This window comes from Mesorhizobium sp. M6A.T.Cr.TU.016.01.1.1, from assembly GCF_003952585.1.
Classification (GTDB): Bacteria; Pseudomonadota; Alphaproteobacteria; order Rhizobiales; family Rhizobiaceae; genus Mesorhizobium; species Mesorhizobium mediterraneum.
On the sequence record NZ_CP034452.1, the window covers coordinates 1172772 to 1186183 of the forward strand.

The 13412-nt window shown below is 62.5% G+C and carries 11 protein-coding genes; 7 read left to right on the forward strand and 4 right to left on the reverse strand.

What is annotated here, in order from left to right:
- Window positions 1-4 precede the first annotated feature (4 nt).
- Window positions 5-721, reverse strand: coding sequence for an HAD family hydrolase (locus EJ075_RS05420; RefSeq protein WP_126103649.1), 717 nt, complete (start codon window positions 719-721; stop codon window positions 5-7).
- Window positions 722-869: 148 nt separating this feature from the next.
- Here EJ075_RS05420 and EJ075_RS05425 point away from each other — a divergent pair, with 148 nt between their 5' ends.
- From EJ075_RS05425 to EJ075_RS05440, 4 genes are all read left to right on the forward strand, one after another.
- On the forward strand, window positions 870-2306 hold the full coding sequence (locus EJ075_RS05425) for a glutamine synthetase family protein (RefSeq protein ID WP_164547036.1): 1437 nt from the start codon (window positions 870-872) through the stop codon (window positions 2304-2306).
- A gap of 81 nt (window positions 2307-2387) precedes the next feature.
- A complete protein-coding gene (locus EJ075_RS05430; protein ID WP_245458107.1) occupies window positions 2388-2705 on the forward strand; it encodes a four helix bundle protein in 318 nt (105 codons plus the stop codon).
- A gap of 58 nt (window positions 2706-2763) precedes the next feature.
- Window positions 2764-4050, forward strand: coding sequence for an FAD-binding oxidoreductase (locus EJ075_RS05435; RefSeq protein ID WP_126103651.1), 1287 nt, complete (start codon window positions 2764-2766; stop codon window positions 4048-4050).
- A 196-nt stretch (window positions 4051-4246) separates the two neighbouring features.
- Window positions 4247-5074, forward strand: coding sequence for an SH3 domain-containing protein (locus EJ075_RS05440; protein ID WP_164547037.1), 828 nt, complete (start codon window positions 4247-4249; stop codon window positions 5072-5074).
- Between the two features lie 28 nt (window positions 5075-5102).
- Here EJ075_RS05440 and EJ075_RS05445 read toward each other — a convergent pair whose 3' ends face one another.
- On the reverse strand, window positions 5103-6404 hold the full coding sequence (locus tag EJ075_RS05445) for a Mur ligase family protein (protein ID WP_126103653.1): 1302 nt from the start codon (window positions 6402-6404) through the stop codon (window positions 5103-5105).
- A 100-nt stretch (window positions 6405-6504) separates the two neighbouring features.
- Window positions 6505-7251, reverse strand: coding sequence for an SDR family oxidoreductase (locus EJ075_RS05450; protein ID WP_126103654.1), 747 nt, complete (start codon window positions 7249-7251; stop codon window positions 6505-6507).
- Window positions 7252-7557: 306 nt separating this feature from the next.
- On the opposite strand from EJ075_RS05450, the gene zwf reads away from it, so the two are divergent.
- The 3 genes from zwf (at window position 7558) to edd (ending at window position 11642) form a co-directional block, all read left to right on the forward strand.
- A complete protein-coding gene (gene zwf, locus EJ075_RS05455) occupies window positions 7558-9027 on the forward strand; it encodes a glucose-6-phosphate dehydrogenase (protein WP_126103655.1) in 1470 nt (489 codons plus the stop codon).
- Window positions 9009-9725: a 6-phosphogluconolactonase gene (gene pgl / locus EJ075_RS05460; RefSeq protein ID WP_126103656.1), complete on the forward strand. Its 717-nt coding sequence runs from the start codon at window positions 9009-9011 to the stop codon at window positions 9723-9725. Before zwf ends, pgl begins: the two co-directional genes overlap by 19 nt.
- Window positions 9726-9797: 72 nt before the next feature.
- Complete coding sequence (gene edd / locus EJ075_RS05465; RefSeq protein ID WP_126103657.1) at window positions 9798-11642, forward strand: phosphogluconate dehydratase; 1845 nt, start codon at window positions 9798-9800, stop codon at window positions 11640-11642.
- Window positions 11643-11704: 62 nt separating this feature from the next.
- On the opposite strand, the gene EJ075_RS05470 is transcribed toward edd, so the two are convergent.
- A complete protein-coding gene (locus EJ075_RS05470; RefSeq protein ID WP_126103658.1) occupies window positions 11705-13372 on the reverse strand; it encodes a VWA domain-containing protein in 1668 nt (555 codons plus the stop codon).
- Window positions 13373-13412 lie beyond the last annotated feature (40 nt).

Below are 13412 nucleotides of genomic sequence, written 5' to 3' on the forward strand. Positions count from 1 at the left end.
ACGATCAGCCGGCTTTCCCGATGTTTTCGATCAGCCGGGGCAGTTCCGAGAGATCGGCTATCTGGCGGAAGCGAGGCGCGGTGACCGGCGGCTCGACATGTTCCAGCACCCAGGTCAATTCATGCGGCACGTGGATGCCCCAACTGCCCGCCTCGATGGCCGGCACCACATCCGACTTGAGCGAATTGCCGACCATCATGCTTTTTTCCGCGCCATCACCATGGCGGCCGAAGATCCTGGTATAAGTGGCAGGGCTCTTGTCGCTGACGATCTCGACGGCGTCGAACAGGTCGCCAAGGCCCGATTGCGCCAGCTTGCGCTCCTGATCGAAGAGGTCGCCCTTGGTGATCAGCACCAGGCGATATGCGCTCGCCAGCTTTTCCACGGTTTCGCGCGCATGGGGCAGCGGCTCGATCGGATGGCCGAGCATCTCGCGGCCTGCGGCAAGAATTTCGGCGATGACCGAGGCCGGCGCCCGGCCCCCGGTAATCTCGATCGCCGTTTCGATCATCGACAGGGTAAACCCCTTGATGCCGAAGCCGTAGACGGCGAGGTTGCGCTTCTCCGCCTCCAGCAATCTTGCCGAGATGTGCCCCTCCTCGGCATGATCGGCGAGCAGCGCGGCAAAGCGCCTCTCGGTGATGCGGAAGAACTGCTCGTTCTGCCAGAGCGTATCGTCGGCATCGAAGCCGATAGTGGTCAATTCATGATTGTTCTGCATTCGACGTCTTCACCGAGGTCATTTAATTTGCGTCGAACCTAAGCTGCTCGAAGCGGTTTTCAACTGCCAGACGAACGCAGGGCCGGCTCCCCTTCCCTTCCATCACCGCCCACGGCTATACTCCAAAATCCGCAACCCAATCTGGTGAATGATGCCGCCTGCAAAAAAGGAAGTCCGTCCGTCGAGCCGCGGAGGACGTATCCGCACGCCTGCCTTCGTGAAAAATCAGCGCGGCGTGAAGAACTGGAAGGAAGTCAGCGCCTGGCTGGAGTGGCGCGGCATCGAGGATATAGAGTGCATCACGCCCGATCAGGCGGGTGTTGCGCGCGGCAAGATGATGCCGTCGAAGAAATTCACCTCAAACACCTCGCTGGCGCTGCCCTCGGCGGTGTTCATGACGACGATCTCCGGCGGCTATCCGGAGGACGGCAACGGCTTCCACTATCCGGAGGACGACGGTGACCTCAAGCTGATGCCGGATCTTTCGACATTGACCGTGGTGCCGTGGGAAGAGGACCCGACGGCGGCGGTCATCTGCGACCTCGTCCACCAGGACGGCCGCTCGGTCGAGTTCACGCCGCGCAACGTGCTGAAGCGTGTGCTTGCCGCTTACGACAAGCGCGGGCTGAAGCCGGTGGTGGCGCCCGAGATCGAGTTCTACCTCGTGCGCAAGAATCCCGATCCGGACTACCCGCTGACGCCGCCGGTCGGGCGTTCGGGACGAGCGATCGGCGGCGGCGCCGGCTATTCGATCGCCGGCGTCAACGAGTTCGACGAACTGATCGACGACATCTATCATTTCTCCGAAAGCCAGGGCCTGGAAATCGATACGCTGATCCACGAGGAAGGCGCCGGCCAGCTCGAGATCAATCTGCGCCATGGCGATCCGATCGAGCTCGCCGACCAGGTGTTCATGTTCAAGCGCACCATCCGCGAGGCAGCGCTGAAGCACGATATCTATGCTACCTTCATGGCCAAGCCGATCCAGGGGCAGCCTGGGTCGGCCATGCATATCCACCAGTCGATCATCGACAAGAAAACTGGCAGGAATGTCTTTTCTGCCGAGGACGGCTCGGAAACCGAGGCCTTCTTTCATTTCATCGGCGGCATGCAGAAACACGTGCCGAACGCGCTGGTGATGTTTGCGCCCTATGTCAATTCCTACCGCCGGCTGACCCAGTCGGCTTCGGCGCCGGTCAACAACAAATGGGGCTACGACAACCGCACCACCGCGTTCCGCGTTCCGCGTTCCGACCCGGCGGCCAGGCGCGTCGAGAACCGCATCCCCTCTTCCGACGCCAATCCCTATCTGGCGCTGGCCGCATCGCTCGCCTGCGGGCTGATCGGCATGACCAACAAGATCAAGGCCGAGCCGCCTGTCCTCACCACCGCCAACGATGCCGAGATCGACCTGCCGCGCAGCCTGCTCGAAGCCGTCGACCTATTGGAAGCCGACGAGGAACTCTGCGCGCTGCTCGGCAAGTCGTTTGCCGCGACCTATGCGGCGATCAAGCGGGCGGAATTCGAGACCTTCATGGAAGTGATCAGCCCGTGGGAGCGGGAGTATCTGCTGCTAAATGTTTAGGGGAGTAGGGGAGTAGGGGAGTAGGGGAAATGGCTGAGAAAACGGGTTTCCTACAAGGATCTAATTGTTTGGCAGCAGGCAATGGACCTTGCGGTGGCGGTTTACGGCGCGACGAAATCCTGGCCGAAAGAGGAACTTTATGGACTGACCAGCCAAGTGCGGCGCGCTGCAACTTCGGTACCGGCGAACATAGCGGAAGGCTATGGCAGAGAGATCCGAGGCTCCTATCAACAATTTCTCCGTATTGCTCAAGGATCACTGAAAGAACTAGAAACTCAGCTTATGATCGCTGAGCGTATCGGTATCGCACCGAAAGCTACAGCGACTTCATTGTTGTCGAGTACCGAAAGTGTGGGAAAGCTTCTTCGACTTCTAATCCGCAAACTGTCAGCCGAATAGCTTCCCTACTGCCCTACTGCCCTACTGCCCTACTGCCCTACTGCCCTACTCGGTCATCATGCCCTACCAATCCCCAATCTCCCCCGGCCGCTCCTGGTACGAGGACACGGCCGGCCCACGGCCCGAATATCCGGCGCTCGACGGCGATCGGACATGCGATGTCGTCATCGTCGGCGGCGGCTTCACCGGCCTGTCGGCGGCGGCGCATCTCGCTAAGGCCGGCAGCAATGTCGTGCTGATCGAAGCGCATCGTTTCGGCGACGGCGCATCGGGCCGCAATGGCGGCCAGCTCGGCACCGGCCAGCGCGCCTGGGCCGAGGAACTGGAAGCGGAATACGGCTTTTCCCGCGCCAAGGCGCTGCTCGACCTCGCCGAAGAGGCCAAGGCGCATCTCTTCGAATTCGCCGCCGTCAACAAGATCGAGATCGACTACATGCCCGGCCAGATGTCGGTGGCGCACAAGCAGCGCTATGTCGACGACTATAAGGCGCATGCCGAGATCATGGCGAACCGCTTCGGCTATCCGCACATCACCTTCATGGACGCGAGGGAGACGGCGGAGCGGTTGGGCTCGACGCGCTACTTCGGCGGCACCCGTGACACCGGCACAGGGCACATCCATCCGCTGAAGCTGGCGATCGGCACGGCAAAGGTGGCTGCGCAGGCGGGCGCGCAGCTGTTCGAGCAGACGCCGGCGACCGGCATCGCGTCCCTTGGCGGCAAGGTGAAAGTGACGACGCCGAAAGGCACGATATCGGCCGAGAAATGTCTGATCGGCGTCAACGCCCATGGCGGCACGCTCGAGCCGATCAGTGCCGCGCACATCATGCCGATCGGTTCCTTCATCGGCGCGACGGTGCCGCTCGGGGCCGACACAAAAGTGCTGCCGGGCGGTGAGGCGGTCGATGATTCCCGCTTCGTCGTGCGCTACTTCCGCAAATCGACGGATGGGCGGCTGCTGTTCGGCGGGCGCGAGATCTACGCCGTCAACGATCCGAAAGACATCCATGTCCACATCCGCCGGCAGATCGCCGAGCTTTACCCTGACCTCAGGGATGTCGAGATATCCCATGGCTGGGGCGGCTATGTCGGCATCACGATGCCGAGAAAACCCTTTGTGCGCGAGGTGATGCCCAATGTGATCTCGATCGGCGGCTATTCCGGCCACGGCGTCATGCTGTCGAACTTTTTCGGCAAGCTCTATGCCGAAACCGTCGCCGGCAACCGGGACCGGCTGAGGCTGATCGAGGATCTGAAAATCCCGGCCTTTCCCGGTGGCCGACGCTTCCGCGCGCCTCTGCTCTTTCTTGCGCTAAACTGGTATGCCCTGAGGGACCGGATCTAACCACAGGTTGCAGAATCCCTCGCGGGCGTGCAGAATCCTTTGCAAGGGCGCAGTGATGCCACAATCGCGGGCAAGAGATGAGGGCCGTGGGCAGTTAAACGGGGGAATTTTGCGGGCCTGCCCGCTTTTTGGTTTTGGGACCGATCTAACGCCGGTTTTCCGATTGAACGTCGGCCCGCAAATGGAGGTTGCAAGAGTGAGAGAGCCCTTCAGTTTCGGCGCGCCGGAACGACGGCGCTTTGCAATGCAGTTTGGCTACGACATGCGGCCCAGGTTTTGGCAGAAAGTCCGGTCGAACTTGCATCTGGTAATCGCTGCACTTGGTACAGCAGCGCTGCTTGGCGTGGCCGCGGTGGCGCTATGGCTGGCATTGCCGGCCAACGAGAGACAAGCTGTTGCGAGCCCCGAGCAGATCGTTCCAAGCGTTCCGGTAAAAACGACGAAGATCGTGCCGGCCGTTGCCTCGACGGTCGCCGCGGTGCAGCAGGCCACGGGCAAGGCCGATGCAGTTTCGCCGGCGGTCGTTGCGGCGGGCGCCGAGATACCGGCGCTGGCGCCCAATGATCCTCGCTGGACAGGATCGAGGCCGAAGACCGCATCCGGCCAGATGGCGGGCCAGGCTGAACCAACGGCAGACAAGCCGTCCACTGCGGCGGCATTCGCCGATCCGGCAGCGAAAAGCAAAGCCGCAGCGTTGCTTGCCAAAGTCGCTGCTCCCAACAAGACAGCGCCGGACGGTGCGCAAACCGCCGCCATTCCCACCGCTAAGCCGCAATTGCCGGCCGCGACGCAGAACGATGGCACCCAAGCCAAAGTCGAGGCCAAGAAAGTGAGCGCAGCAGACACCGGACGCATCCTCAGGGCCGTCACCATGCGCACCGGACCGAAGAAGAATGCGGCCCCCATAGTCACCGTTCCCGCCAAGACCTCGGTTCAGGTGATGGGCTGCAAGAAATGGTGCCAGATCGTCTACAACGGCAAACGCGGCTGGATCTACAAGAGCTTTATCAAGACTGGCGCGTAGGGCTGGTCGGGCTCAGATGGCTTCCGTACTATGGTTGGCGGCCGAGCAGACGCCGAAAGCGTTGCCATCGTCTGGCATGCCTGCGTTCCCTGACATGGTTGCGATGCTCTTCGAATGGCACTTCGAACAGACCGCACGTATCGCAGCCTTCCCGCTTGCCGCAGACCGGAATCCAGCATTTGACGTCGTGCTTCCAGGCCAGTGCGATCCGTTCGAGATGAAGACGGGACGAGCTCTTGAGTAAAATGAGTTCACCGGCCACGGCCGTCCGCTTGATGTGGTCCGAGACCTCCTTGGGCATACGCAATTCGTGAAAGCGGCCGGCGTCACGATCGTCTTGCCCGGCTCCCGAGCGATGCGCATTGTCGCCGACATAGATGACCTGGTCTGCGATTTCCCGCGCGGTCTTGTAGGCGTAATGGTACTTTCTGGTCGAGCCTGCGTAGTCTGAAATCTGCCCCAGAACGATGCGCTTCCGCTCGACAGTGGCCTTGGCCATCATGTCGAACGCAAGATTGATCGAATGCCAGGGCGACTTGGCGGCGTCGACGATGAATTGCGGACCGCCATTGGTGATGAGCACCTGGCATCGATTTGGCAGCGGCTGGAATGTCGCCACCCTTGCCGCCACTTTTTCGGGAGGAACGCCAAGCTCCAGCGCTACGCTGACTGCTGCGGCGGTCGGCAGCCAAAAATGTTCGGCTGGGAACGGCGTCTTCAGCTCTAGCACGCCGCCACGCCAATGGACGGCCAGCGCCAGCCTATCCGGATAGGCGGCATGGACATTAGTCACGCGGTAGTCGGCCTGTTCCGACAGGCCGAAAGTGACGACGCGATGCGGAGTGGCGGAAGCCATGCCGATCACATGGGGATCATCCGCATTGAGCAGAGCGAAGCCGCCCGGCTGCAGCGCATCGACCAATGCGCGCTTTTCCCCGGCGACGTTCTCCAGGGTCCTGAAAGCTGTAAAATGTTCGAGGCGAACCATGGTGACCACAGCCACATGCGGCTGCAACATATCCGCCATCGGCTTGAGCGTATCGGGCCCATGGGCTCCGGCTTCGAAAACGACGTAGTCGACCTCACCATCAGTCTTCATGCGCTTGTAAAGCGTGCTTACCAGCGACTTGATCGTGTTGGCGAGAACCTGTGCATAGACTGAGCCATGGCTGGCCAGTATGTGTCCGAGCAAACTCGCTGCCGTCGACTTACCCGAACTGCCGGTAATGCCGATGAAAGTCGCGCTGCTTTTTGCCCGAGCGCGTCTTGCTTTATAGACTCTGAGACGTTGCCCCAGGTCTTCGCGAACTTTCCGCAATCTAGCGTTCATCGCGCCACCAAACCCCCACCCTATTGCCGTCTTATGCCTTTCGCTGGATGGTCAAGTCAATTGAAGCCAGGCATGTTGAAGCCCGATATGGCCGGAGGGCTCAGATGCAACGTCCACCATCGACCTCCAACGCCACGCCGGTGATGAAAGCCGCCTCGTCCGACGCCAGCCAGAGCGCCGCGTTGGCTATGTCGAGCGGCGTCGAAAGCCGGCCAAGCGGGATCGACGCGCGAAATTTCTCGCGGATTTCCGGCGTGTCGGCGCCCATGAATTTTCCCAGCATGCCGGTCTCGCCGGCGACCGGACACAGGCAGTTGACGCGGATGTTCTTGGGCGCGAGCTCCACCGCCATCGACTTGGTCGCGGTGATCGCCCAGCCCTTCGACGCGTTGTACCAGGTAAGGCCGGGCCGCGGCCTGATGCCGGCCGTCGAGGCCGTGGTCAGGATGACGCCGCCGCCCTGCCGATCCATGATCGGCACGACCGCCAGAGCGGCGTGGTAGATCGCCTTCATGTTGACGGCCGTGATCAGGTCGAAGGTCGTCTCGTCGACATCCAGCATGTCGCCGTTGCGATGGGTGTAGCCGGCATTGTTGACCATGATGTCGATGCGGCCGAAGGCACTCTTTGCCGCATGGACCATCTCGTCGAACTCGGAACGCAACGAGACGTCGGTCTGGGTCCAGATCGCCGCGCGGCCGATCTCGTTGGCGACGCGTTCGGCGCCCTTGGCGTTGAGGTCGGCGACAACGACGCTTGCGCCCTCTTCGGCAAAACGCTTGGCCATGCCTTCGCCGAAACCTGACGCGGCACCGGTGATGATGGCAACTTTGTTTTCCAGGCGCATGGTTTTCTCACTCATGATTGAAGACGATGGCTCGGCCAACCGCCGGCGATGGCGGCCGAAAGATCAATATACTCTCGATTTCTCCTTTGGCTTTCAGCTCGGTCCCGCTTTATGCTGCATCTGCGAAGGCCTCCCGGAACCACCTCGCCGACAAGCGTCCGGGTTGCGCCAGTGTCAAGGGCACACATCAGGACCAATCGGCAAAGGCCGATTGGCCTTGGAGTGTGACGCCGTGGCACTGGAAAATCTAAATCGATTAGATTATATCAGCCGCGTCACAGCGACCGGCGTCAAAGCGGACAGACCATGACCAGCCAGATCATTCCCGTCGACCCTTTCGACTTCATCATTTTCGGCGGCACCGGCGATCTGTCGGAACGCAAGCTTTTGCCGTCGCTCTACCATCGCCAGCGCGACCATCAGTTTTCCGAACCGACGCGCATCATCGGCACGTCGCGCTCGAAAATGACCGACGAGGAATTTCGGGATTTCGCCAGGCAGGCGATTTCCGACCATGTGAGACCGGCCGATATCGACGCCGCGGAGCTGAAGACGTTCCTTGCCCGGCTTTCCTACGTCTCGGCCGATGCGACCACTGGCGCGGGCTTCGACAAATTGAAGAAGGCGATCGGCGACAGCGAATGCATCCGCGCCTTCTACCTGGCAGTCGCGCCGGCGCTGTTCGGCGACATCTCGCATAAGCTGAAAGAGAACGGGCTGATCACGCCGAACTCGCGCATCGTGCTGGAAAAACCGATCGGGCGCGATCTCGCCTCGGCGCGTGCGCTCAACGATCTGGTCGGCGATGATTTCCATGAAAGCCAGATCTTCCGCATCGACCACTATCTCGGCAAGGAGACGGTGCAGAACCTGATGGCGCTGCGCTTTGCCAATGCGCTCTACGAGCCGCTGTGGAATTCCGCCAATGTCGACCATGTGCAGATCACCGTCGCCGAGACGGTCGGCCTCGAGGATCGCGTCACCTATTACGACAAGGCCGGCGCGTTGCGCGACATGGTGCAGAACCACATGCTGCAGCTTCTCTGTCTCGTCGCCATGGAGGCACCGTCGTCGATGGATGCCGATGCCGTGCGCGACGAAAAGCTGAAAGTGTTGCGCGCGCTGAAACGCATCAACGGCAACGAAGCACCCAAGCACACGGTGCGCGGGCAGTACCGTGCCGGGGCCTCGGCCGGCGGGCCGGTGAAAGGCTATGTCGAGGAGCTCGGCAAGAATAGCAACACCGAGACCTTCGTTGCGCTCAAGGCCGAAATCGGCAACTGGCGCTGGGCTGGCGTGCCGTTCTACCTCAGGACGGGCAAGCGGCTGGCGACCCGCGTCTCGGAGATCGTCATCGAATTCAAGCCGATCCCGCACTCGATCTTCGGCGACAGCGCCGGACCGATCTCCGCCAACCAGCTGGTCATCAGGCTGCAGCCCGACGAAGGCGTCAAGCAGTTCATCATGATCAAGGATCCGGGGCCGGGCGGCATGCGGCTGCGCCAGATCCCGCTCGACATGAGCTTCGCGCAATCCTTCGACGGCCGCGCGCCCGATGCCTATGAGCGCCTGATCATGGATGTCATCCGCGGCAACCAGACGCTGTTCATGCGCCGCGACGAGGTCGAGGCGGCGTGGAAATGGATCGATCCGATCCAGGATGCCTGGGAAAGCGGAAGGCAAGAGGCGCAGGGCTACACGGCCGGCACATGGGGTCCCTCGGCCTCGATTGCGCTGATCGAACGCGACGGGCGGACATGGCACGAGAGCAATTGAACAGCGCCGCCTACAACTGGCACGCGTTTGCCGGACGCCAGGACCTGGCGGCAGCACTTGCCGGCCACGTTGCAGGCCGCCTGACCAATGCAATCGCTGAGCGCGACACAGGGCTGCTCGCTGTTTCCGGCGGCACGACACCGGCGAGATTTTTCGCATCGCTTTCGAATATCCCGATCGCCTGGAACAAGGTCACGGTGACGCTGGTCGACGAGCGTTGCGTGCCGGCCTCCTCGCCGCGCTCCAACGCCGGGCTGGTCGCCGCTAATCTTTTGCAAAACGCGGCTGCAGCCGCACGTTTCGTGCCGCTCTACGAAGAGGCAGCAACCATCGAGGATGCGTCGGAGTCCGATAGCAGGATGTTGCGGTCGCTGCCTTGGCCGCTCGACGTCGTCGTGCTTGGCATGGGAACCGACGGCCACACCGCCTCGTTCTTTCCCGATGCCGACGACCTGGCAAAATTGCTCGACCCGTCTTCGACGAGGATCGTGCTCCCGGTTCACGCGACAAGCGCCGGCGAGCCGCGGCTGACGCTGGCGCTGGCGCGGCTCGTCGAAGCCGGCTTCATCGCACTGCATATCGAGGGCGAGGACAAGCGCAAGGCATTCGAGAGCGCGATGGCATCGGCAACACGAAAGCCCATTCGCGCCGTGCTCGACGCAGCCGAGAGGCCCGTAGAGGTTTTCTGGGCACCCTGATTTCAACTTGCCGAGGGTCCCGGCAGATAGCCGGAAGGTGTTTGCGGGACCTCGCCTGAAAGGACCGACGTCATGACCGCGAGACGCGACATCGAAGCCATCACCGAGCGCATCCGCCAACGCTCCAGACCTGGTCGCGAGGCCTATCTCGGCCGCATCGCCGAGGCCTCGAACCGCACCGCCAACCGGGCCGTGCTTTCCTGCGGCAACCTCGCCCATGGCTTTGCCGTCTGCAGCCCTTCGGAGAAGGTGGCACTTGGCGGCGACCGGGTGCCGAACCTCGGCATCATCACCTCCTATAACGACATGCTGTCGGCGCATCAGCCTTTCGAGACATTTCCGGCCCTGATCAAGGACGCAGCGCGCGAGGCCGGCGGCATTGCCCAGGTCGCCGGCGGTGTGCCGGCGATGTGCGACGGCGTCACGCAGGGCCAGCCCGGCATGGAGCTGTCGCTGTTCTCGCGCGACGTGATCGCCATGGCCGCGGCGATCGGCCTGTCGCACAACATGTTCGACGCGGCTGTCTATCTCGGCGTCTGCGACAAGATCGTGCCGGGGCTGGTGATCGCAGCCCTGACCTTCGGCCATCTGCCGGCGGTGTTCATCCCGGCCGGGCCGATGACGACAGGCCTGCCCAATGACGAAAAGGCCAAGGTCCGCCAGCTCTATGCCGAAGGCAAGGCAGGAAGGGCCGAACTGCTCGAGGCCGAGTCCAAATCCTATCACGGACCAGGAACCTGCACCTTCTACGGCACGGCGAACTCCAACCAGATGCTGATGGAGATCATGGGCCTGCACACGCCAGGCGCCTCCTTCGTCAACCCCGGCACGCCGTTGCGCGACGCGCTGACCCGAGAGGCGACGAAGCGGGCGCTGGCGATCACCGCGCTCGGCAACGCCTACACGCCGGTCGGCCGGATGATCGACGAGCGCTCGATCGTCAACGGCATCGTCGGCCTGCACGCCACCGGCGGATCGACCAATCACACCATCCATCTGATCGCCATGGCGGCCGCGGCCGGCATCGCCATCACCTGGCAGGATATTTCGGACCTTTCGGAAGCCGTGCCGCTGCTGGCGCGGGTCTATCCGAACGGCCTTGCCGACGTGAACCATTTCCATGCGGCCGGCGGGCTCGGCTTCCTGATCCGCGAACTGCTCGACGAAGGCATCCTGCACGAGGACGTCCAGACGGTCTGGGGCGAAGGGCTGCGTCCTTATGCGGTCGAAGCCAAGCTCGGCGCCGATGGCGGCGTGGTGCGCGAGGCCTCACCCCGCGAAAGCGGCGACGAGAAGGTGCTGGCGCCGTTCAAGAAAGCGTTCCAGCCAACGGGCGGATTGAAAATGCTCTCGGGCAATCTCGGCCACGCCGTCATCAAGACGTCCGCCGTGAAACCGGAGCGGCGCATCATCGAGGCGCCGGCAAAGGTTTTCGACAGCCAGCAAGGGCTCAACGAGGCGTTCAAGGCAGGCACATTGACCGGCGATTTCATTGCCGTCATCCGCTTCCAGGGGCCGAAAGCCAATGGCATGCCGGAGCTGCACAGGCTGACCACCGTGCTCGGCGTCCTGCAGGATCGCGGCCAGCATGTGGCGCTGGTCACTGACGGACGCATGTCGGGCGCGAGCGGCAAGGTGCCGGCGGCCATCCACGTGACGCCGGAAGCGGTCGAGGACGGGCCGATCGCCAGGATCCATGAGGGCGATATCATCAGGCTCGACGCCGAGGCCGGAACGCTGGAAGTGCTGGTGCCGGCCGGCGATTTCGCACTGCGACGGGCGGCGGACAGCGATCTTATCGCCAATGAATTCGGCTTCGGCCGCGAGCTTTTCGCTGGGTTCCGGCAAATGGTCGGCCGTGCCGATCACGGCGCCAGCGCCTTCGGAAACAACGTGGCGGAACTCGCACTGCAGTGAAAAAAGGGCGGCGCAATGCCGTGGCTGGCGGGCCGCCCTTTTGCCGGCGTCGAATTACGTCCCTACTGCACCGTCAGCTCGGCTCGCTCGCCGGCCTTGATCGTCACTGTGCTTTCCCTTGAGCTGTTGTCCAACTTCTCCGAAACGACCGCATAGTCGCCGGCCGGCAGCGCCGCCTGATACTTCTCGTCATAGGCGTAACCGAGCGATTTGCGGTTGCCGTTGATGTCCTTTTTCGGATCGAAAATCTCGATCTTCGAGGCCCCTGGCGCGGTGATCGCCAGCACGCCGGCATTGATGGCGATCTTCAGATCCTGATTCTCACCGGCCTTGACGCTGAACGGCTGCTCGGCGACGGCGAGGTCGACCGTCGCCATCAACACATAGTCATCGGGCGGCAGATCGAACTTGCTGTCGGGACCATAGGCATAGGTCACCTCTTCCCTCGTTCCGTCGATCTTCTTTTTTGCCTTGAACACCTTGAAGCCGATGCCCGAACCGTCGGCCTTGTCGCCGCCGGCGACATAGTAGGCGTTGGCGACGACGTGGCCGACGCCGACGATGATATCCTTGTCGATGACCCTGCCGGCCGTGAGCGAGATGGTTTCGGTAACCTCGCCATGCCCAATCGTGACCGTCACTTTCTGGTCGCCGGCCGGCAACACGACTTTCGTGTCGCCATAATAAGTCGGGGGCGTATCGACGCCCGGATAGGCGATCACGACAGCTGCGCCATCGGCCACATCCGCTCCCTCACTTGGCCGCGGGTGAATGATGAGCGTGCCGGCATTCAGCGCGAAGAGAGGCTTATAGACCTGCCCCGCCTCGACCTTGAGCTTCTGTTCGGTCCTGGCCTCGCCATCGCGTGCGACAATTATGTAGTCGTCGGGTTCCAGATTGCCCTTGTAGGCGCCGTATTCGGTGGTGACGTAATCGCCGCGCGTGCCGTCGGAGCTCGCCTTGTAGATCTCCCAGGAATTGCCGTCGGTGACGGGATCGCCACCCTCGGCTAGCACCACGGTCGGCACGAAGTTGAACTCTGGCTTTTCCGGCTCGAGAGCCGGCGCCGGTTGCGGCGCAGGCGCTGGTTCGGGCGCCGGTGCAGGCGCGGCGGCGATAGTTTCGACCAATGCGTTCTGTAGCGCTTGCTCGTCGGACGCCTGGATGTATTTGCCGCCGGTGTTGTCGGCGAGGCAAGCGACCTGCCTGCCCTCGTCCGCGGTCAGGCCGAAGCCGACGACGTCGACGGTGAAGTCGACACCGGCAGCCTTCAGCTCCTTGCCGAGCGCGCACGGGTCGCCATTGCAGGTCTCAAGCCCGTCGGTGATCAGGATGACGGTGGCCTTGTCCTCGGTGTATTTCAGCGCCTCGGCCGCCTGCTTGACGGCCGCGGTCAGCGGCGTCTTGCCGATGAATTTCAGACTGTCGGCGGCAGCGGAAACAGCACCTGCCGAGCCGGCTTGCGGCGGCACGATGAGCTCGATGTCCTCGCAACTGCCCTTCTCGCGATGACCATAGGCCATGAAGCCGATTTCCTTGTCGGCGGGGACCGACTGCAGCACGGTTCGGAGCGATTCGCGGGCAATTTCGAGCTTGGGCTTGCCGTCGATCTGCGCCCACATGGAGCCGGAAGCGTCGAGAACGATGACGACACGGTCGGCGGCAAGGCCGGGCGTCGTCATCCACAACAGGAGGATCGCCGCGGCGAGGCTCCGTGCAAGTCCCGCCATGAAAATCTCCCCCAGTCAGTCACCGTCAGTTCCGGGAAGC